The 19,832-nt window shown below is 61.4% G+C and carries 16 protein-coding genes and 2 pseudogenes; 8 read left to right on the forward strand and 10 right to left on the reverse strand.

From position 1 onward, the window contains the following. A partial coding sequence (locus AB9K35_RS08345) for a hypothetical protein (RefSeq protein ID WP_369925279.1) occupies positions 1 to 320 on the forward strand: 320 nt, incomplete at its 5' end. A 232-nt stretch (positions 321 to 552) separates the two neighbouring features. Here AB9K35_RS08345 and AB9K35_RS08350 read toward each other — a convergent pair. Then, positions 553 to 1,074 carry an exonuclease domain-containing protein gene (locus AB9K35_RS08350; RefSeq protein WP_369925280.1) on the reverse strand — a complete coding sequence of 174 codons (522 nt, stop codon included), beginning with the start codon at positions 1,072 to 1,074 and terminating at the stop codon, positions 553 to 555. A 167-nt stretch (positions 1,075 to 1,241) separates the two neighbouring features. Between AB9K35_RS08350 and AB9K35_RS08355 the strand changes: the two are divergent. Beyond that, positions 1,242 to 1,547 (forward strand): annotated as a pseudogene (locus tag AB9K35_RS08355) (ATP-binding protein); the annotation flags it as partial. A gap of 817 nt (positions 1,548 to 2,364) precedes the next feature. On the opposite strand, the gene AB9K35_RS08360 reads toward AB9K35_RS08355, so the two are convergent. From AB9K35_RS08360 to hutI, 5 genes and pseudogenes are all read right to left on the reverse strand, one after another. Beyond that, the gene (locus AB9K35_RS08360) at positions 2,365 to 2,952 is read right to left on the reverse strand and encodes a HutD family protein (RefSeq protein WP_369925281.1); all 588 of its coding nucleotides are present in this window, start codon (positions 2,950 to 2,952) and stop codon (positions 2,365 to 2,367) included. Continuing rightward, entirely contained in the window at positions 2,952 to 4,625 is a 1,674-nt protein-coding gene (gene hutU / locus AB9K35_RS08365) for a urocanate hydratase (protein WP_369925283.1), read from the reverse strand. The genes AB9K35_RS08360 and hutU overlap by 1 nt, the downstream gene beginning before the upstream one ends. An 11-nt stretch (positions 4,626 to 4,636) precedes the next feature. Next, a pseudogene (gene hutG, locus AB9K35_RS08370) lies at positions 4,637 to 5,439 on the reverse strand (N-formylglutamate deformylase). Further along, the gene (gene hutH / locus AB9K35_RS08375) at positions 5,436 to 6,974 is read right to left on the reverse strand and encodes a histidine ammonia-lyase (protein WP_369925284.1); all 1,539 of its coding nucleotides are present in this window, start codon (positions 6,972 to 6,974) and stop codon (positions 5,436 to 5,438) included. Before hutH ends, hutG begins: the two are co-directional and overlap by 4 nt. Continuing rightward, the gene (gene hutI / locus AB9K35_RS08380; RefSeq protein ID WP_369925285.1) at positions 6,971 to 8,164 is read right to left on the reverse strand and encodes an imidazolonepropionase; all 1,194 of its coding nucleotides are present in this window, start codon (positions 8,162 to 8,164) and stop codon (positions 6,971 to 6,973) included. Before hutI ends, hutH begins: the two co-directional genes overlap by 4 nt. A gap of 77 nt (positions 8,165 to 8,241) precedes the next feature. On the opposite strand from hutI, the gene AB9K35_RS08385 reads away from it, so the two are divergent. Next, positions 8,242 to 9,606 (forward strand): formimidoylglutamate deiminase, encoded by a 1,365-nt coding sequence (locus AB9K35_RS08385; protein WP_369925286.1) that lies wholly within the window; start codon positions 8,242 to 8,244, stop codon positions 9,604 to 9,606. A gap of 3 nt (positions 9,607 to 9,609) precedes the next feature. Here the strand turns inward: AB9K35_RS08385 and AB9K35_RS08390 are convergent, their stop codons facing one another. Then, positions 9,610 to 10,299 (reverse strand): GntR family transcriptional regulator, encoded by a 690-nt coding sequence (locus AB9K35_RS08390; RefSeq protein ID WP_369925287.1) that lies wholly within the window; start codon positions 10,297 to 10,299, stop codon positions 9,610 to 9,612. A gap of 239 nt (positions 10,300 to 10,538) precedes the next feature. Here AB9K35_RS08390 and AB9K35_RS08395 point away from each other — a divergent pair, with 239 nt between their 5' ends. From AB9K35_RS08395 to AB9K35_RS08415, 5 genes are all read left to right on the forward strand, one after another. Then, positions 10,539 to 11,495, forward strand: a complete 957-nt coding sequence (locus AB9K35_RS08395) for an ABC transporter permease (RefSeq protein ID WP_369925288.1) — start codon at positions 10,539 to 10,541, stop codon at positions 11,493 to 11,495. 3 nt (positions 11,496 to 11,498) lie between these two features. After that, positions 11,499 to 12,356, forward strand: a complete 858-nt coding sequence (locus tag AB9K35_RS08400) for an ABC transporter permease (protein ID WP_369925289.1) — start codon at positions 11,499 to 11,501, stop codon at positions 12,354 to 12,356. A 4-nt stretch (positions 12,357 to 12,360) separates the two neighbouring features. Further along, positions 12,361 to 14,022: an ABC transporter ATP-binding protein gene (locus AB9K35_RS08405; protein WP_369925290.1), complete on the forward strand. Its 1,662-nt coding sequence runs from the start codon at positions 12,361 to 12,363 to the stop codon at positions 14,020 to 14,022. A gap of 2 nt (positions 14,023 to 14,024) precedes the next feature. Next, positions 14,025 to 15,077: a succinylglutamate desuccinylase/aspartoacylase family protein gene (locus tag AB9K35_RS08410; protein ID WP_369925291.1), complete on the forward strand. Its 1,053-nt coding sequence runs from the start codon at positions 14,025 to 14,027 to the stop codon at positions 15,075 to 15,077. A gap of 72 nt (positions 15,078 to 15,149) precedes the next feature. Then, positions 15,150 to 16,259, forward strand: a complete 1,110-nt coding sequence (locus AB9K35_RS08415) for a class II histone deacetylase (RefSeq protein ID WP_369925292.1) — start codon at positions 15,150 to 15,152, stop codon at positions 16,257 to 16,259. A 74-nt stretch (positions 16,260 to 16,333) separates the two neighbouring features. On the opposite strand, the gene AB9K35_RS08420 is transcribed toward AB9K35_RS08415, so the two are convergent. The 3 genes from AB9K35_RS08420 to AB9K35_RS08430 form a co-directional block, all read right to left on the reverse strand. Further along, the gene (locus AB9K35_RS08420; protein WP_369925293.1) at positions 16,334 to 17,554 is read right to left on the reverse strand and encodes a 2Fe-2S iron-sulfur cluster-binding protein; all 1,221 of its coding nucleotides are present in this window, start codon (positions 17,552 to 17,554) and stop codon (positions 16,334 to 16,336) included. A gap of 1 nt (position 17,555) precedes the next feature. Further along, on the reverse strand, positions 17,556 to 18,596 hold the full coding sequence (locus AB9K35_RS08425; RefSeq protein ID WP_369925294.1) for a Rieske 2Fe-2S domain-containing protein: 1,041 nt from the start codon (positions 18,594 to 18,596) through the stop codon (positions 17,556 to 17,558). Positions 18,597 to 18,703: 107 nt separating this feature from the next. Then, the gene (locus AB9K35_RS08430) at positions 18,704 to 19,633 is read right to left on the reverse strand and encodes a LysR substrate-binding domain-containing protein (protein ID WP_369925295.1); all 930 of its coding nucleotides are present in this window, start codon (positions 19,631 to 19,633) and stop codon (positions 18,704 to 18,706) included. Positions 19,634 to 19,832: the final 199 nt, after the last annotated feature.

Below are 19,832 nucleotides of genomic sequence, written 5' to 3' on the forward strand. Positions count from 1 at the left end.
GCATCGATGGCGCGCATGTGATCTTCCAGGCGGTCTGTCAAAAGACAGATCTCCTCAACCATCGGATCCATGGGATCGATTTCTGCGAAGAGCGCGTTTTCGAGGCGCAGCGGGTCACCAACGTATTTCAGAGTGAACAGCTCGTGCAGGGCGGCGAGATCGAGGCGGGCACGACGGGTCAGTTGCCGGGCTTCTCCCAGATGATCCAACAGATGTTGAACGCGTTTCAGGGCCTTTCCGCCACCCAAAACGAGGGCAGCATTCTGCAGGCCCTCATTGTTCTCGGAAAGAAAGAGAAAGAGGGCCTGAACGGCAGGTGAAGGGGATGTGTGCATAGCGCAACTCCTTGTTAGTGGTTTGCTGCCACTCAGGGCAGCTCAAGAAGGGGGCGGAGCGTCGCTGTGTTGTTCCTTTTCAGTTTTCGAATGACTTTGTTTTCTGCGCGGTCTCAGCCTGAGGACTGCGCGGAAAACAAAGGTCTTCGATCTCTTCGTGATTGTGGGTTCGGCCAGATAATCAAATTCTCCTTTGGCATCATCACCGATGCATGCCTCATTCTCTGCTTTCTTTGATCCCTGCCAGCCAAGCCCGGGCCAGTTTGGCCGCATCGTCACATGCGCGATGAACCGTCGTTTCATTCGCCAGATGGCTGTACACGTCGTGCAGACGTCCTGGAGCAATCTGACCGTCCATTTCCGAAAAGGCCCACCAGACCGCACGATCAAAGTCGTCGAGCGTGATATCCGGTGCTCCACCGGTGGATTGCATCAGACGGTCGAGCCAACGCTGATCGAATTCCGACGCATCGCTGACAACGTGTTTTCCTTGGAGCTTGCCCCGAAGCCACATCGCTACGCCTTCCGCCGTCTCCGCCTCATTCAGGGCACTCCTGGGGATGCCGTGCACCTTCTCGCTTGCCGGATGCCAGTCATCCATCGACCAAGACGGCTCCGGACGGATGAGTTTCGCCTCGGCAGCAACCCGACCGTTGTCCACCCAAGCGATACCAACTTCGATGGGCCAGCTTTTGGCCGCCAGGCTTGACGCTTCGAAATCGATGAAAACAGGTTCCATGGTTCTTCCTTTTCTCAGGGTTGGAGGACGCTTTTCAGCGCATTCTCACCTCGAAGGATGCGCTGAAAAGCTCGCCTCCAAGCCCGTTTCAGATGAATTCAAAGAGCTTCAAGTTCACGCCGCCGACCATATCCTCAAAGGCTTTCTGTCCTTGCAGGCGCTGTGCTTTCCCCCGCCTGTTCTGCAGTCTCACGAAAACCCAGCTGTTGATCCTCGATGACTGGGGGCCGGACCGGCTGACTGCACCGCAGCGCCGCGATCTCATGGAGATCATCGAAGAGAGTTACGAGCGCGGTTCCACCATGATCACCAGCCAGCTGCCCGTCTCCGCCTGGCACGACCTTATCGGAGAACCCACCTTCGCCGACGCCATCCTCGACCGCATCGTCCACAACGCTTACCGCATCAAACTCGAGGGCCAGTCCATGCGGAAAACCATCGCCGAAAAGGATGACGTAACACCTCAGACCTGATACCCCGAAACCTATGCCTCACGGCAACGCGTCAAGGGTGGCCGAATACTTCGGTACAGGTGGCCGGATAAAATCGGAATCAGTGGCCGAATACGTCGGAATACGCAAACATGACACGAAAACTCGTCACGGATAGGTCCAGCTGGATGAGCCTGTTGTAGAGTCGCCAGGACAGCTGAACCCTTGGATTTTCGACAAACATGAATGTCCTTTCTTTCGCTTGCAGAAAGGACATGGTCGCTACCAGTTGAAAAAATAGAGGCGGGTTTGATTCCCAAGGCTTGGGGAAAACCCGGCTGTGTTCGGTCAGTTTATGGGGTCTAAAGTCGAAAAATTCTCGTTCACATCCGCTCTACACAGGGCTTCCAGCCGCGTAACCGTTTGCTTTCAAGGTTTTTCCTTGGTTGAGAAGCAAGAGAAACGGTAGAAGTTGAAGAAACTACAGAACCCAAAGAAAGACGCTTTGAAAGGCGAAACCATCAAGATTTTGCCAAATTCCACCTCGACTCGCCTCGACGCAGAATCTGACGGTTCCTTGGCAAGATACGATCCTGAATTTGAGAGAAGGACTTGACTGGGAACAGGGAGGTGGCGTGTTTGACCGGCGCCCTTCCGCTCCATTTCTCAGGTTCAGCACAGGGAGCGCCAAGTGCCCGCACCCCCATTTTAGCGGAGCAAATGAACGAAGAGTGCGTCATTCACCTCTCGGGTCTATTGCGCACCACCCAAACCAGGTGAATCGTTCATCTGAAGTTAATGCGATGTTTTTCCCGGCCAACCCACGCAGACTGGACTGGCAGGATTCTACTCACTCGGATTAACCGCGATTGCCCCAGACCGGGCTGAACCCGATCACGGCAATCTGCCCTTCACCGGTTATGCGCACGTCATTCGCCTGATCGCCGCCGATCATCAGGCAATCCCTGGCGCCGAGCTTTTCGGGCCGGTCGGCCGCGGTTGCCACCATGTTTCCTGACAGGCAGAAAAACGCCATGGTCGACCAATAGCAATCGACCACCACGGTTCCGGCAACGCCAATCCGGAAGGCCGAATGCTGAATGCGGCCTCTCCGCGACATGATGTTCAGGTCGACGACCTGATCACCAAGCAGCCGCGAGGTGACCCGGGCGTCCGCCGGAAAAGCCAGAAAGCCGCGTGGCCCGAGGGTTTCGACCGGGCCATCCGCAAAGAGCAGCTCGATCCCGTCGCCGTCGAGGATAAACAGGCTGCGATCGATGCCGTCGAACACCGAGAACGGCCCGTCCCGGGCAACGGTGGCCATGGAAATGCGCCAGTCGAAGCTCTCCATGTCCGCACCGGCTGGAAAAACGGCGATCTCGCGGGTTTCGCCGCCGCCGTTTTTCCATTGGTTGACCGGGTAGTCCGAGGCCCGGAGCAGCCGCATCAGTTGCCCAGGATCCCGGGCAGGCACAGCCCGTGCTCCTTGGCGCAGTCGATGGCGATGTCATAGCCGGCATCGGCATGGCGCCAGACGCCGGAGGCGGGGTCGTTCCAGAGCACCCGCTCGAGCCGCTTGGCGGCCTCGGGCGTGCCGTCGGCGCAAATCACCACGCCAGAGTGCTGCGAGAAGCCCATGCCGACGCCGCCGCCGTGATGCAGGCTGACCCAAGTGGCGCCCGAAGCGGTGTTGACCAGCGCGTTCAGCAGCGGCCAGTCAGAGACTGCATCCGAGCCATCCTTCATCGCTTCGGTCTCCCGGTTGGGGCTCGCCACGGACCCCGAGTCCAGATGGTCGCGGCCGATCACGATCGGCGCTTTCAGCTCGCCGCTGGCGACCATTTCGTTGAACATCAGCCCGGCCTTGTGGCGGTCACCCAGTCCGATCCAGCAAATCCGGGCCGGCAGGCCCTGGAATTCGATCCGGTCGCGCGCCATGTCGAGCCAGTTGTGCAGATGCTTGTTCTCGGGGAACAGCTTCTTCATCGCCTCGTCGGTCTTGTAGATGTCTTCCGGGTCACCCGACAGCGCCGCCCAGCGGAACGGGCCGACACCCTTGCAGAACAGCGGGCGGATATAGGCGGGCACAAATCCGGGGAAGGCAAAGGCGTTTTCCAGCCCCTCTTCAAAGGCCATCTGGCGGATGTTGTTGCCATAATCCACCGTCGGCACGCCATCCTCGTGGAAGGCCACCATCGCCTCGACCTGCACCTTCATCGAGGCGCGGGCCGCGGTTTCAACCGCCTTCGGCGCCAGCTCCTGCTTGGCACGCCATTCCGACACGTTCCAACCCTGCGGCAGATATCCATGCACCGGATCATGGGCGCTGGTCTGGTCGGTGACGATATCGGGTCGGATGCCGCGCTTGTAGATCTCGGGGAAGACATCCGCCGCGTTGGCAATCAGCGCCACCGATTTCGCCTCGCCCGCCTCGGTCCAGCGCCGGATCATGTCCAGTGCCTCGTCGAGCGAATGGGTCTTTTCATCGACATAGCGGGTGCGCAGGCGGAAGTCGGCGCGGGTCTCGTCGCATTCGACGGCCAGACAGCAGGCCCCTGCCATCACTGCCGCCAGGGGCTGGGCGCCGCCCATGCCGCCCAGACCGCCGGTCAGGATCCATTTGCCCGTGAGGTCGCCGTTGTAGTGCTGGCGGCCCGCCTCGGCGAATGTCTCGTAGGTGCCCTGCACGATGCCTTGGCTTCCGATATAGATCCAAGACCCGGCGGTCATCTGGCCATACATCATCAGGCCCTTCTTATCGAGCTCGTTGAAATGGTCCCAGTTGGCCCAGTGTGGCACCAGGTTCGAGTTGGCGATCAGAACGCGCGGGGCATCGGCATGGGTCCTGACCACGGCCACCGGTTTGCCCGACTGCACCACCAGGGTCTCGTCACCCTCCAGATCCTTCAGCGTGTCGACGATCAGATCGAAATCCTTCCAGGTTCGCGCTGCCCGGCCAATGCCGCCATAGACCACCAGTTCGTGCGGATTCTCGGCAACGTCGGGATGCAGGTTGTTCATCATCATCCGCAGCGGCGCTTCGGTCAGCCAGGACTTGGCGTTCAGCTCGGGGCCGGTGGGCGGAAAGATGTCGCGGATATTCTTGCGGGGATCGGTCATGTCGGGTCTCCTTATCGGGTCAGCACGCCGGACAGGGCGAGGTCGTTCAGGTTTTGCAGGATGGTCTTGAGATGCGGGTGCAGCCGCTCGGCGCGGTCGGCACGGTAGGCCCAAGGGGCGGATTCCTCCATATAGGCCCGCTGGGCGAGTTCCATCTGGATGGCGTGTTCACCTCGCCCCGGCCGACCGTAATGGCGCGTGGTCCAGCCGCCCTTGAACCGGCCATTGGTGACGTCGTCGAAGTCATCGGCGGCAGCAGCGATGCCGCTCACGGCCGCCTCGATCTCGTGGTCTCAGGTCTCGCCATTATTGGTGCCGATGGAAAACACCGGCAGGGTGCCCTCGAACAGGAAGGGGATCTCGGACCGGATCGAGTGGCATCATAGAGGATCGCCACACCATGACGCGCCTTCACTCGCGCGATCTCTTCGGCCAGTGCGGCGTGGTAAGGCGCGTGGTAAGCCACGCGCCGGGCCTCGATCTCGTCTGCCGAAGGCTCCTGCCCCGCTTCCCAGATCGCCTGCCCGTCGAAATCGGTCAGCGGCACCAGCGTGGTGGTGTTCTGCCCGGGATAGAGCGACACGCCCTCGGGATCGCGGTTGGCGTCGATCACGTAGCGATGGACGTTGGATTTCACCACGGTGGCACCGTCAAGCAGCCCGTCATAGAGCCGGTTGATATGCCAGTCGGTATCGTCCAGCCCCTGCCCGCGCGGGTTCAGGCGGGCAAGGATGTCCTCGGGCACGAAAGTGCCGCCATGCGACTGACCCAGCACGATCGGGCTGTCGCCCCGGATGACGTCGAAGACGTTCATGCGCCCAGTTCCGGCAGTTCGGAGCCGCAGGCCTCGGTCAGCGCACCGGTGCCGACCAACACCGCGGAGACCTCGAGATCGGGGGCCATGTAGCGGTCTGCGCCAAGTGTGGCGATATCCTGACGCAGCCGCGCCACGACCTGTTGCAGCGGGCCGCTGGTCTGCAAAGGTGCGCGGAATTCCACGCCTTGCGCCGCGCAGAGCAGTTCGACCCCAAGGATGCGGTTGAGGTTTTCGACCATGCGCGACAGGCGGCGCGCGCCGTGCGCGGCCATAGAAACGTGGTCTTCCTGGTTGGCCGAGGTGGGTGTCGAGTCGGTCACGCAGGGATTGGCCAGATGCTTGTTCTCGCTCATCAGCGCGGCAGTGGTCACCTCGGCGATCATCAGCCCCGAGTTCAGCCCCGGCTCGGGACTCAGGAAGGGCGGCAGGTCAAAGCTCAGCGTCGGGTCCACCATTAGCGCGATGCGGCGCTGCGCGATGGCGCCGATTTCCGAGACCGCCAGCGCGATCATGTCGGCGGCAAAGCCCACCGGCTCGGCATGGAAATTACCGCCCGAGACGATCAGCCCGGCCTCGGTCAGAACCAGCGGATTGTCCGTGGCGGCATTGGCCTCGATTTCCAGCGTGGCGGCCGCCTGCCGCAGCACGTCCATCGCCGCGCCGGTCACCTGCGGCTGGCAGCGGATGCAATAGGGATCCTGCACCCGCGTGTCGCCCTCGCGGTGGCTCTCGCGGATTTCGCTGCCTTCGAGGATGGCGCGCATCGCCGCTGCCGCCTCGATCTGGCCGCGCTGGCCGCGTAGGCTGTGAATTTCCGGCTGCAGTGGCGCCGTCGAGCCCATGATCGCGTCGGTGGACAGCGCCGAGATCACCAAGGTGTTTTGCGCCGATTGCCAGGCCTCGAACAGGCCAGCCAGCGCGAAGGCAGTGGAAAACTGGGTGCCGTTGATGAAGGCCAGCCCCTCTTTAGGGCCCAGCTGGATCGGTGCGAGGCCCGCCTTCGCCAGCGCCTCGGCGCCCGGCAGGATCTTGCCATCATACTCGGCCTCGCCCTCGCCGATCACAACGGCGGTCATATGCGACAGTGGCGCCAGATCGCCCGAGGCGCCGACTGAGCCCTGCGCTGGGATCACCGGAGTCACACCGAGCGCCAGCATGGCCTGCAGCAGTTCGACATACTCCCAGCGGACACCGCTCGCGCCGCGCCCGAAGCTCAGGAGTTTGAGCGTCATCATCAGCCGGGCCATGCGCCGCGGCACCGCCTCGCCCACGCCACAGCAATGGCTGAGGATCAGGTTGCGCTGCAGCGTGGCCGTGTCTTCAGGTGCGATCTTCATCGAGGCCAGCTTGCCGAAGCCGGTATTGACGCCATAGACCGCCACGTCGCCGGCCGCGGCCGCCGCGATCCGTTGCGCCGCCTCTTCCACCGCGGTTCGGCAGGCCGGGTTCAGGGCAACCGGTGTCTCATTCCAATAGACATTTGCCAGTTGCGCCAGCGTCACCGCGCCGGGGTTTAGTTCAAGCACGCTCATGTGCGACCTCCGAAAATACGTTTATGAAGGGGGTTAAAGCCGATGCGATAGGCCAGTTCGGCCGGGTGCTCTACGTTCCAGATCGCCAGATCGGCGCGCTTGCCGGCCTCGATGGTGCCGCAATCACCAAGCCCAAGTGCGCGGGCAGCGTTGCGGGTCACCCCGGCCAAGGCCTCTTCGGGTGTCATCCAAAACAGGGTGCAGCCCATGTTCATGGTCAGCAAGAGCGAGGTCAGCGGCGACGATCCGGGATTGGCATCGGTGGCCAACGCCATCGGCACGCCATGTTTGCGCAGGGCGTCGATCGGCGGCACCTGGGTTTCGCGCAGGTTATAGAATGCGCCGGGCAGGATCACCGCGGTGGTGCCGGCCTCGGCCATTACCGCCACGCCGTCTTCATCCAGATATTCGATATGGTCGGCACTGAGCGCACCATAGCTGGCCGCGAGTTTCCCACCGCCGAGGTTGCTGAGCTGCTCGGCATGCAACTTGACCGGAAGACCCAGTTCCTTCGCCACATCGAACACGCGCGCAATCTGATCCGGCTGAAAAGCGATGCCTTCGCAGAACCCGTCCACCGCATCCACCAGGCCCTCCGCATGGGCGGCCCGCAGAGCGGGAATGCAGACCTCGTCGATATAGACATCGTCGCGGCCCGTGTATTCCGGCGGCACCGCATGGGCGCCGAGGAAGGTCGTCTTGACCCGGATCGGGCGTTCGGCCGCGATCCGGCGTGCCGCGCGCAGCATCCGCAGTTCGGTTTCCCGATCAAGCCCGTAGCCTGACTTCACCTCGATCACGCCGGTCCCTTCGGCGATCAGCGCATCGACCCGGGGCAGTGCATCGGCCAGCAGCTCATCCTCGGTGGCAGCGCGGGTCGCCTTCACGGTCGAAACAATGCCACCCCCGGCCCGCGCGATCTCTTCATAGCTGGCCCCCTCAAGCCGCATCTCGAACTCGCGGGCGCGGTTGCCGCCAGCAACGATATGCGTGTGGCAGTCGATCAGAGCAGGTGTCACCAGACGACCGCCCAGATCCTGCGCGGTCAGCCCGGCAAATTCGGCAGGCAGATCCGCCTGCGGGCCAGCAAAGACGATACGGTCGCCATCCATGACAATCGCGCCATCTTCGATCAACCCATAGGCACCGGGCCCAGCCATAGTGGTGAGGTTGGCGTTTTTCAGCAGCATGCCGACGAATTCCTTGCGCGGTTCATTTCATTATGGTTTATGTCTGCACATAATGTTCTGTCAAGCGAGGAATCGACATGAGTATCATTTGGGCAGAACAGGCGATCACCACGAGTGGATGGGACAGAGACGTCCGGGTAGAGATCGGCCCGGACGGGCGCATCGCGCGCATCGAGGCCGGGACAAAGCCGGAGGGCCAAAGGGTTGGCGCGTTGATGCCAGCCCCGGCCAACAGCCACAGCCATGCCTTCCAGCGCGCCATGGCCGGCCTCAGCGAGCGGCGGGGCGACGGCCCCACCGACAGTTTCTGGACCTGGCGGCAGTTGATGTTCCGCTTTCTCAACGAAATCACTCCGGATCAGGTGCAGGCCATCGCCGCCCTGGTGCAGATGGAAATGCTCGAAGCCGGCTTCGCCACCAATGTCGAATTCCACTACCTGCACCACCAGCCCGGTGGCGTGCCTTATGACCGGCTGGGTGAGATGGCCGAACGCGTCGTCGCCGCCGTAGAGACCAGCGGTATCGGCCTGACCCTGCTGCCTGTGCAATACCAGTTTGGTGGCTGCGACCAGCGCCCGCTGGGGTCTGGGCAGGCACGTTTCGGCAATGATCCCGACCGGTATGCGCGGCTGGTGGAAGAGGCCGGAGCGGCCCTCAAAGGCCTGCCGGAGGACGCGGTTCTGGGCGTCGCACCGCACTCGCTGCGCGCTGTGGCGCAAAGCGATTTGCGCAAGGCAGCGCTGCTGGTCGCCGACGGGCCGGTCCATCTGCATCTCGCCGAGCAGATCCCCGAAGTGGAGGAGGTTCAGGCCGCGTGGGGGGCGCGGCCCGTTGAGTGGGCGCTGGATAATCTGCCGCTCGACGCGCGCTGGTGCCTCATTCACATTACCCAGATGATGCCGCAGGAAACCGAGGCCCTGGCCCGGACCGGTGCGGTGGCGGGGCTGTGCCCGCTGACCGAGGCCTCGCTGGGCGACGGCATCTTCGACGGCATGCGCTGGATGGATGCGGGCGGACGCATCTCTGTCGGCTCGGACAGCAACATCCGCATCTCGCTGGCCGAGGAACTGCGCCAGTTGGACACGAGCCAGCGGCTCCGCGATCAAACCCGCGCAGCCCTCGCCACACCGGATCTCTCTACCGGGCGGCGCCTGTTTGACGCTATCTGCGCAGGTGGCGCACAAGCGGCTGGGCGAGACTCAGGGCAACTTGCCGTTGGCAAATGGGCGGATCTGATGGCGCTGGACACCACGCATCTGGATCTGGCCGGGCTGCAGGGGGATACGCTGCTCGACAGCTTTGCCTTTACCGGCGACAACCGCATGGTCACTGATGTCTGGTCTGCCGGGCGCCACATGGTCCGAGAAGGTCGACATATCCGCCGCGACGACATCGTAGCCGCCTACAGCAAGGCGGTAAAATCCCTGCGCGACGGGCTTTGAGACTCAATACCGCGCCGTCATCCGATAGCTGCGCTGAAAAACCAGCCGGACATAGGTGATGGCGCGGGAGTCGAACCAGGTCGAGCGTTCGGCCAGAAACAGCGAGTCACCCAAGGCGCAACGCAGATGCTTGGCGACGTCCTCATCCGCCGTCAACGCCGAAAAGCTGATCTCGGCATCCGAATAGGGCACCTCTGCGATCAGCCATTCATTCGGCCCGATCTGTGAGAAATCCGCCTCAATGGCCTGTGGCAAAGCCGCCAGGTTGATCCAGCGATCCTCGAACTGATAGGGGCTGCCGTCGCCGTAATGCATGCAGGTCAGATGCAGCACCTGCCCGCCCGCCTCCAGGCTGAGCCGCGCCCGCAGCCAGTCGGGCGTGTCGATGACCTCGCGATTGACCAGCGCATAGCTATACATCAATCCGCGGCTCTCGATCTCCTTGCGCACGATGGGAATGTTGAACCGCGCCTGCCGCACCGGTGACAACAGAACGCGGGTGCCGGCCTTGCGCTTGCGCTCAACCAAACCCTCTTCGGCCAGCTCCCGCATGGCGCGATTGACCGTGGCCCGCGCACAGTGGAACTCTTCGGCAATATCCACCTCGTTGGGCAACAGATCCCCCGGCCCCCAGACTCCCTGGATAATACGGCGCCGGATATCTTCCTTTACATCCCGAAAGGCGGTTTTCATCAGTTCACATCCTCTCCGATTTGATTTCCATTTTAGCGCACACATAAATTCATTAAACAAGATTTGGTTTGTGTTTTTCCTTTTTGGCGGTCGAAGTCGCCGCTGGATTGGCAAAACATGTGTTCGCCACTCAACATTTTAGGTAATCACGAGCATTCATTAGTTTTTTTGTATGCACATATTGACCCGTACTGATGTAATCTGCCTGAAATCCCAATCTTTCGGAAAGGCAACACAGTATGGCCTCGATCTTGATGATTATCGCTAAGCGGCTGGCGATCGGCCTGCTCACGCTGCTGGTCGTCACCGTCATCATCTTCTCCGCGCTTGAATTGCTGCCCGGGGATATCGCCACAGAGAAACTTGGGCAATCGGCCACACCCGAAACCCTGGCCGCCTTTCGTGAGAAGCTGGGGCTGAACGATCCTGCACCTGTGCGCTACTGGAACTGGTTGACCGGGGCACTCGGTGGGGACTTCGGGGTTTCGCTTGCCAACGAGCGCCCCATTACCGACCTTATCGCGAACCGCACCGCCAACACCTTCTTTCTGGCCGGCTATGCCGCTGCCATCGCTGTGCCGCTGGCGGTGCTGTTCGGAGCCCTGGCCGCGCTCTACCGGAATTCCTTTTTTGACCGCTTTATGTCGATCTCGACGCTCTCGGCGATTTCCTTTCCGGAATTTTTTGTCGCCTACATCCTGATCCTGCTGTTCTCGGTGCAACTGGGTTGGTTTCCCAGCCTTGTCAGCGTGGATTCGAGCACCCCTTTGGCAACGCGTCTCTATCAGACCTTCCTGCCAGCTCTGACCATGACGCTCATCGTGATGGCGCATATAATGCGAATGACGCGGGCCGCGATCATCAACCTGCTGGCTCTACCATACGTCGAAATGGCTCATCTCAAGGGCATGCGCCGCTGGCGGGTGATCGCCATCCATACCTTGCCGAACGCGCTGGCCCCGATCATCAATGTGATCGCGTTGAACCTGGCCTATCTGATCGTCGGCGTCGTGCTGGTCGAGGTGGTCTTTGTCTATCCCGGTCTCGGGCAGCTCTTGGTCGACAGCGTGGCCAACCGTGACGTGACCGTGGTGCAAGCGGCGTGCCTGATCTTTGCCGCCACCTACATCCTGCTGAACCTTGCCGCCGATATCCTGTCAATCCTGACCAACCCCCGTCTGATGCATCCGAGGTAACCCATGACCTTCTGGCTCCAAAAACTGCGTGAAGCACCTGTCTCGGCCTGGGTCGGGTTCGGCCTGATCGCCCTCTACATCTTTACGGCTCTTTTCGCCCCGCTGCTTGCGCCTTTTGGCGAAACCGACGTGGTCGGCCAGCAATACCACCCCTGGAGCGCGCCACATTATCTGGGCACCGACGCGCTGGGGCGGGACGTGCTGTCGCGGCTGATTTTTGGCGCTCGCAACACTGTCGGCATCGCGTTGGTCACAACCGCTCTGGCCTTTCTGCTGGGCACCACCACGGGGCTTCTGGCGGCAACAGTCGGGGGCTGGTTCGATACCGTCTCAAGCCGGGCCGCGGATGTGCTGATGGCGATCCCGTCGCTGATCTTCGCGCTACTGATCCTGACGATCACCGGCACTTCGATCCTGTCGCTGATACTGGTGATCGCAGTGCTCGACAGCACAAGGGTCTATCGTCTGTCGCGCGCCGTTGCACAGGGCATCCTGACCATGGACTATATCGAGGTCGCCAGGATGCGCGGTGAGGGCAACTGGTGGCTGATCCGCCGCGAGGTGCTGCCCAATGCCGCAGCACCCCTGATCGCCGAATTTGGCCTGCGGTTCTGCTTTGTATTCCTGTTCATCTCGGCGCTGAGTTTTCTGGGCCTGGGCATTCAGCCGCCCACCGCCGACTGGGGCTCGATGGTGCGCGAAAGCGCCAAACTGATTTCGTTCGCCAATTTCTCGACCTGGCAGACTGCAACTTTCGGGCTGGCCCCGCTGCTGCCTGCAAGTGCTGTCGCCCTGCTCACCGTGGCGGTGAACCTGGTGGTGGATTGGGTTCTGCACGTCTCCAGCGGATTGAAGGAGTAAGACCATGCGCGACAACGCTAATGCCAAGCAGGATCTGCTGCTGGACATCCGCGACCTTCGGATCGAGGGTTATTCCGACGGGACCTGGCACCAGATCATCAAGGGCGTGGATCTGCAGCTGCACCGCGGCGAGATCCTCGGCCTGATCGGCGAAAGCGGTGCGGGGAAGTCTACCCTCGGGATGGCGGCGATGGGCTATACCAAGGGTGGCTGCCGGATCTCTGGCGGTTCGGTCAGTTTTGACGGCCAGGAACTGGCCGACGCCGACGACGAGGCCCTGCGCAGACTTCGTGGTGCCCGCATCGCCTATGTCGCGCAATCGGCGGCGGCGGCGTTCAACCCGGCCTACAAGCTGATCAACCAGTATTGCGAGGCCCCCGTCAAACACGGGGTGATGAGCCGCACACAGGCCGAGGCCGACGCAGTGCAGCTCTACCGTGAAATCCGTCTGCCCAATCCCGAAGAGATCGGATTTCGCTATCCGCACCAGGTGTCGGGCGGGCAACTGCAACGGGCAATGACCGCCATGGCGATGGCCTGCCGGCCCGATCTGATCATCTTTGACGAACCCACCACCGCACTGGATGTCACCACCCAGATCGAGGTTCTGGCCGCGATCCGCAATATCGTTCAGGAACACCACACCGCCGCGATCTATATCACCCATGACCTGGCGGTGGTTGCGCAAATGGCGGACCGGGTAAAGGTGCTACTGCAGGGTGAAGAGGTGGAAGAGGCGGACACCCGAACCATGCTGGCCAACCCACAAGAGGACTATACCAAATCGCTCTGGGCGGTGCGCGATTTCCGCCGCGCGCCGATGCCTCACAGCGGTGAACCCAAACCGCTCTTGCGGATGAAAGGTGTGCACGCATCCTATGGCGCGATCAAGGTGCTCAAGGATATCGATCTGACCATTCACCGCGGCAAAACGGTGGCCGTGGTCGGCGAAAGCGGGTCCGGGAAATCCACCACTGCGCGGGCGATCATGGGGTTGTTGCCACCGACGGCCGGAACCATCACCTTCGACGGCGAGCCGCTGCCGGCAACCAGCCGCACCAGGCCGCACGCCTTGCAGCACCGGATGCAGATGATTCACCAGATGGCGGACACGGCGCTCAATCCCAAGCACCGCATTCGCGACATTCTGGGCCGTCCGTTGGAGTTTTTCCTCGGCCTGAAGGGCAAGGCCAAAGAGGAGCGTATCCGCGAATTGCTGTCGCTGATCGAGCTGGAGCCCGACCAATTCATCGATCGTCTGCCCTCAGAACTTTCCGGCGGGCAGAAACAGCGCCTCTGCATCGCCCGGGCGCTCGCAGCCGAGCCGGAATTCATCATCTGCGACGAGGTGACGTCAGCGTTGGACCAGTTGGTGGCCGAGGGTATCCTGCGGCTACTGGACCGGCTACAGCGGGAAATGGGGCTTACTTACATGTTCATCACCCACGATCTGGCCACGGTGCGCTCGATTGCCGACGAGGTGGTGGTGATGCTGAAGGGCCGGATCGTCGAGCACGGGCCCAAGGACGAGATTTTCACTCCCCCGCATCACGACTATACCGACCTTCTCCTTTCCTCGGTGCCCGAAATGGACCCGGATTGGCTGGATACGCTTCTGGCCGACCGCGCGGCGAGGCCCTTAAACATGGAAAGCGCGGATCAGTAGCCATGTCTCTTTCCTACGGCCCAGTCACCTGCTCGCTCGATCTGGACAGCCCGGGCAAGCGCGCGGGCTATTTCAGCCTGACCCATTCCGACAATCGCCATGAGTTTTCCGAGATCCCGGCCCCTCTGGCCGTGGTCAGAGGCGGCGATGGCCCGACCGCTCTGGTCTGCGCCGGAAATCATGGCGACGAATACGAAGGCCAGATCATCGCCCGGCGCCTGTTCGAACGGCTGAAATCGGATGAAGTGACAGGACGGTTGATCCTGGCCCCGGCATTGAACGCCCCCGCAGTGCTGGACGCCGCGCGCGTATCGCCGCTGGATCAGGGCAACATGAACCGCTCCTTTCCCGGCGCCGAGGATCGGGGCCCGACGGCTGCGCTGGCGGGATTTATTTCCACCCATCTGATGCCGCGCGCCCAGATTGCGCTCGATCTTCATTCCGGCGGCAGCGCCACCGATTATCTGGACTGCGCCTATTTCTGCCTGAGCCATGACAAGGCCCTCAACGGCCGGACCCGAGAACTGGTCGAAACCTTGGCGCTGCCCTATACCTTCGTGGTGCCGCCCGGCGACACGGCGGGCGATTTCGATGCTGCCGCCCAAGATGCGGGTTGCGCCATGTTGTCATGCGAACTCGGCGGCGAGGGCAAGGTATCGCTACGGGCGCTGGAGGCCGGGTGGAAGGGCGTGCTGCGCGTGCTTGCGCATGAAGGCGTCATAACGGCCAAGGCTGCCCAACGGCTTGGCGCTGACGTGGCTCAGCCGACAACCTATCTGGATTTCGGCGCGGGCGCATATCATGTGACGGCACGGCACCACGGGTTGGCGGAACCTCTCGTGCAGATCGGCGAAACCGTGGCCGAAGGGCAGACCGTCGCGCTGTTGTACGATGTCCACGACTTAGACGCGACACCGGTGCCCTTGGTAGCCCAGGGACCGGGAAGGGTTGCTGTGCGCCGACACAGCGTGCTGGTTCGACCCGGCGATCATCTCTTCGAAATCGCCCCCGAGCTTGGAGGTGATGATCTGGAGCGTCTGCTGCGCGCGATCTGAAGAACCACGCTGCAGGGGGCTGTTAAGCTTTACTCAAAGTGGCACACTAAATAAACAACAGCGGAGCGTAGCATGAAGACCGGGTTCTACTGGGACGAAAAGTGCTTTTGGCACAGCGGTGGCAACTATGCATTTACGTTTCAGGTCGGCGGCCACGTCCAGCCCCTTGCCGCCGGCGGTTTGCCGGAAAATCCGGAAACCAAGCGGCGGCTGAAAAACCTGCTGGACGTGACCGGACTGGCCCGCGAACTGGATTGTCGCGGCGCCGAGGCCGCGACCTGGAAAGACCTCGTGCGGGTGCATCCTGAAAGCTACCTGACCCAGTTTAAGGATATGTCGGATCAGGGCGGCGGTGAATTGGGGCTGCGCACTCCCTTTGGCCCGGGCGGGTTCGAGATCGCGGCCCAGTCCGCCGGTCTGGTCAAGGCGGCGCTGCGATCCGTGATGAAAGGTGAACACAGCAACGCCTATGCCCTGTCGCGCCCGCCGGGCCACCATTGCCTGCCGGACTTTCCCAATGGGTTCTGCCTACTGGCCAATATAGCCATCGCCGTTGAGGCCGCCATGGCCGAGGGACTGATCCGCCGGGTCGCCGTGCTCGACTGGGACGTGCATCATGGCAACGGCACCGAGGCGATCTACTACGACCGTGACGATGTCCTTACCCTGTCCATTCATCAGGAGCGCAACTACCCGCTCGACACCGGCGCCGCCGAAGATCGAGGCCGCGGCCAGGGGCTGGGATACAACATGAATATTCCCCTGCCCCCGGGCACCGGTCACGCGACCTATCTGGAGGCGATGGAGCGGCTTGTGTTGCCCGCGATCCGGAGTTTTGGACCGGACGTCATTGTCATTGCCTGCGGCTTCGACGCCGCGCTGGTTGATCCCTTGGCCCGGATGATGGCCTCGGCCGCGACCTTTCGGGCAATGACGGAACAAGTGCAATCGCTGGCTGAGGAAGTCTGCGGCGGCCGGCTGGTGATGGCACATGAGGGCGGCTATTCCGAAGCCTACGTCCCGTTTTGCGGCCACGCGGTCCTGCAGCAGATGTCGGGCAGCGCGATCACCGCAAAAGACCCCGCTGCTGAGGCCTCGGTTCTGCGTCAGCCCGGACCTGCACAACAGGCCTTCTGTTCCGCTCTGATCACCGAGCTGGAACAGCTCTTCGAACTCTCCTGAGCCAGCGCCTCCCTTTCGCGACCCATCCCCTGAGCCGTGAAAGAGGGGCACTCAAGCGAGCCACCGGTGCAGCTTCAGAGATCGAGGACGATGCGACCGGAAGGTCGCGAACAGCAGAGCAATACCTCGCCCAACGCTGGTGGGTCGAGTGGCTCCTCAAAATACTCCACGTCGCCTTCGCGGATCGAGCAAATGCAACTGTTGCAAATACCGGCGCGGCAACTGAATTCCGGGGTCAGACCGGATTGCTCTGCCAGGTCCAGAAGTGACTCCGCCGCCTCCGTCCATTTGGCCGACTTTCCGGAACGGGCAAAGACGACATCGCCCTCGGCATGATCCGGAGCCGTTGCCGGGGGAGCTTCCCCCACCGGATACTCCGTGCCCGGGTGCACCCGGAACCGCGCGTCATCATCCACTGCCCGCGCTTCGGGATCGGTCAGAAATGCCAGGTTTGCCAGCGCTGCTGGCGCGTTGGCCGGAATCGAGGCCCGCGCCTCGGATTGTTCCGAGACCTGCGCCAGTTTCTCCAGCGACGTGGCGGTGCCGAAGAACTCATAGGCGATGCGGTCGCTGTCCACGCCGAGCTCGGTCAACAGCCGATACATCGCCACCATAAAGGGTGTCGGGCCGCACATGTAGACATCGTAGTCGTCCAGCGGCAAGAGCGATTGCAGAACGCCGCGGTCGATCACGCCTTCGCTGTCGAAACGTGCCGCCTTTCGGTCCGCCTTGGTCGGCTGGCGATAGGCCAGGTGGGTGCGGATACGCCCCCCTGCCCGGCCAGCCAGCCCGGAAACCTCCTCGCCCATCGCCTGCACCTCGCCGTCTTCGCAGGCATGAATGAACCAGACATCACGCTCGGCATCCACCAGCTGGTGCAGCATTGACACAAGCGGTGTCAGCCCGACCCCGCCCGATAGCAGGACCACCGGGCGCTTGCTGTCCTCGTCGAGAACGAAATGCCCGCGCGGCGCAGCAATCTCGACTTCATCGCCAGCCTCGACCTCGTTGTGCAACCAGCAGGAACCGACGCCATCGGCCCAATCCGGCTGATCGGCTGGCGCGGCTTCGCGCTTTACGGTGATCCGATAGCCGTTGGGGCTCGTGACATCGCCCGAGATCGAATAGGTTTTGAGAACCGGCCCGTTCTCGGTCGGAACCCGTAGAGTCAGATACTGGCCGGGCCGCGCTGGCCAGAGCGCTTCGCCGTCCACCGGCACGAGGTAAAAGGAAGAAATTATGCTGCTTTCGCGCCGCTTTTCAGCGACACGAAACCGCCGGAAACCACCCGCCATTTCAGTTCCCCATCTTCTCGTCGACCAGCGCCTCTTCGGCGATCATCGCTTCGAGCTGACGTCGGAACCGCAACTGCCCGGCGTCGATGGAAAGGTCGATATGCGGCGAGGTTTTCTCGGTCATGCCGATCTGAACTTGGTTCAGCACCTCGCGGTCCTCATTGAACGCACCGCGCACGTCCTCGTTCATCATGTCCGACAGTTCCTGGTCGTCCGGCCGGACATTGCGCAGCTGGAACCAGTAGTAGCGGGTTTCTTTTTCGGTCGTGGGCGTCATGAAATTGTAGCTGTCCATGACAAAGGTCTTTTCGTGCAGGGTGCCCTCCGGGCCTCCGGTGCCCGCCGGTGTGAAAATCGCCCGGATCAGGGCGACGCTGGGATAGCGCACCTCGTAATGCTGCAATCGATCGCAATTGCCATCAAATTCGATCACCTTCTTGTAGAAGGGCGCGGGCTCAACATCCATCATCCAGCGATGCACGATCACGCCGTCCTCGGTCTTGGTGACTTTCAGCGGCGCGTCCTTGGTGGCATCCTGAGCAAAGGACGTCTCATGCACCCAGGCGACATGAGACGGATCGAGCAGGTTGTCGGTCATGTAGAGATAGTTGCACTGGAGCTCCATCGCCTTGCCCTGATTGATCCCCCAATCCGGGCTGTCGAAATTCGGGATGTCAATGATATCATCCGGGTCGGCCATCGCCGCGTTGCCCATCCATATCCAGACCAGATTATATTTTTCGTGCACCGGATAGGGGCGCACCCGGGCCGCTGACGGGATGCGCCCAGTGCCCGGCGCCCATGTGCACTGGCCTGCGCAATCGAAGGTCAGTCCGTGATAGCCGCATTCCACATTGTCGCCCTTGATCCGACCCTTGCTGAGCGGCAGCTTGCGGTGCGGGCAGGCATCTTCCAACGCGATGACCTCGCCCTCGGAATTGCGAAATACGCAGATCTTTTCGCCCAAAACGATGATCTGCTGAAGTTCGTTGCCAACTTCTTCACTCAAAGCGGCAACATACCAAGCATTCTTGAGAAACATTTCATCCTCACATCTGTCTTACTTTGCCAAATTTCTACATGAACTCGAAAATATGTGCAGATGAAAAAGACACTGGTATAGTTTAGAAATTCTAAAAAGTGCGCTTTCTAACCGAACTCCCGCGCCTCGGCATGCAGCCAATCCAGAAACTCCTTAGAGGTCGGTTTTTCCACCATCCTCTGGCCCCAGCATACAAAATAGGGTTCCGGCATCGGCAGATCGTCATCGGACACCCGGATCAATCGTCCAAGCTCCAAGTCCAACTTCGCAAATGACGCTTGTGCCAGCACTGCACCCTTCCCGGCCACCGCCGACTCCAAAGCAAGCCCGGAAAGTGAGTGCACTTCGACTGGCTTGATTTCACCAGGCGGGACACCGGAGGCGGCAAACCAGTCCTCCCACCCGGGAACTGTTGGATATGAAGCCCCCCAGTCGATCCCGATCAGAGGCAATCCAGCCAGCTCCACCGGATCCCGTGCTTGCGGATACCGTTCAAGATACTCCGGCGAGCAGACGGGGAAACATCTATCCGTAAACAGGGGCCGTGAATGTGGAAAACTCTGAGAAACAGCGCCGTATGTCAGCCGAAACATCTGCCCCGGCAAATCCGGATCGGGCTCGTTATGGGTGGCCTCCAACTTGATGACCCCATCCCCGCTGGAGGGCTGAAACCGATGAAGCAATGGATTGAGCCATTTCAGCAGAACCGTTGGGAGCCCGGAGATGATCAGGTCGGAGCCTTCCTTCTGTTGCGCAAGATAGGCTTGCGCAGCAGCGAGTTTTTCGAAGCCCTGTTCCACGAGGGCGTGATAGGCTTCCGCTTCCGGGGTCAGCACCGCCCGACGACCATCCTTCAGGATCAGCGTCATGCCAACAAAATCCTCAAGGGCCTTCAGTTGCTGACTGACCGCGCCAGGCGTGACATTCAAAGATTGCCCGGCACCATTTACCGATCCAGTCCGCCCAAAGGCTTCAAACGCCTGCAATGCCCTCAAGGGAGGCAAGTTTAGGTCTGCGGATTTCACTTTGTTTGTCACGGCGCCCCCTTTGATTCAGTTTAGCAAATGCGAGAGATAGTTTAGAAGACCTTTCTTGCATTCCGCTCCATGCACTGAATAACAAATAAATCCATACATATTCTTCGGCAACACGACAAGGCGCACTGAACGACGTCATGCGGACTGCCCCCCAACACGGGAGACACCCTTGCCCCTCACGACAGACAGAAGATCGCTT

The organism is Leisingera sp. XS_AS12, assembly GCF_041224635.1.
Taxonomy (GTDB): domain Bacteria; phylum Pseudomonadota; class Alphaproteobacteria; order Rhodobacterales; family Rhodobacteraceae; genus Leisingera.

Excerpts from the sequence above, each read along its gene's own strand:
- AB9K35_RS08385 (WP_369925286.1), top strand. The coding sequence starts at position 8,242 with ATGAGTATCATTTGGGCAGAACAGGCGATCACCACGAGTGGATGGGAC.
- AB9K35_RS08410 (WP_369925291.1), top strand. The coding sequence starts at position 14,025 with ATGTCTCTTTCCTACGGCCCAGTCACCTGCTCGCTCGATCTGGACAGC.
- AB9K35_RS08395 (WP_369925288.1), top strand. The coding sequence starts at position 10,539 with ATGGCCTCGATCTTGATGATTATCGCTAAGCGGCTGGCGATCGGCCTG.
- AB9K35_RS08350 (WP_369925280.1), bottom strand. The coding sequence starts at position 1,074 with ATGGAACCTGTTTTCATCGATTTCGAAGCGTCAAGCCTGGCGGCCAAA.
- hutH (WP_369925284.1), bottom strand. The coding sequence starts at position 6,974 with ATGAGCGTGCTTGAACTAAACCCCGGCGCGGTGACGCTGGCGCAACTG.
- AB9K35_RS08360 (WP_369925281.1), bottom strand. The coding sequence starts at position 2,952 with ATGCGGCTGCTCCGGGCCTCGGACTACCCGGTCAACCAATGGAAAAAC.
- AB9K35_RS08425 (WP_369925294.1), bottom strand. The coding sequence starts at position 18,596 with ATGTTTCTCAAGAATGCTTGGTATGTTGCCGCTTTGAGTGAAGAAGTT.
- AB9K35_RS08400 (WP_369925289.1), top strand. The coding sequence starts at position 11,499 with ATGACCTTCTGGCTCCAAAAACTGCGTGAAGCACCTGTCTCGGCCTGG.
- AB9K35_RS08420 (WP_369925293.1), bottom strand. The coding sequence starts at position 17,554 with ATGGCGGGTGGTTTCCGGCGGTTTCGTGTCGCTGAAAAGCGGCGCGAA.
- AB9K35_RS08390 (WP_369925287.1), bottom strand. The coding sequence starts at position 10,299 with ATGAAAACCGCCTTTCGGGATGTAAAGGAAGATATCCGGCGCCGTATT.
- hutI (WP_369925285.1), bottom strand. The coding sequence starts at position 8,164 with ATGCTGCTGAAAAACGCCAACCTCACCACTATGGCTGGGCCCGGTGCC.
- AB9K35_RS08405 (WP_369925290.1), top strand. The coding sequence starts at position 12,361 with ATGCGCGACAACGCTAATGCCAAGCAGGATCTGCTGCTGGACATCCGC.
- hutU (WP_369925283.1), bottom strand. The coding sequence starts at position 4,625 with ATGACCGATCCCCGCAAGAATATCCGCGACATCTTTCCGCCCACCGGC.
- AB9K35_RS08415 (WP_369925292.1), top strand. The coding sequence starts at position 15,150 with ATGAAGACCGGGTTCTACTGGGACGAAAAGTGCTTTTGGCACAGCGGT.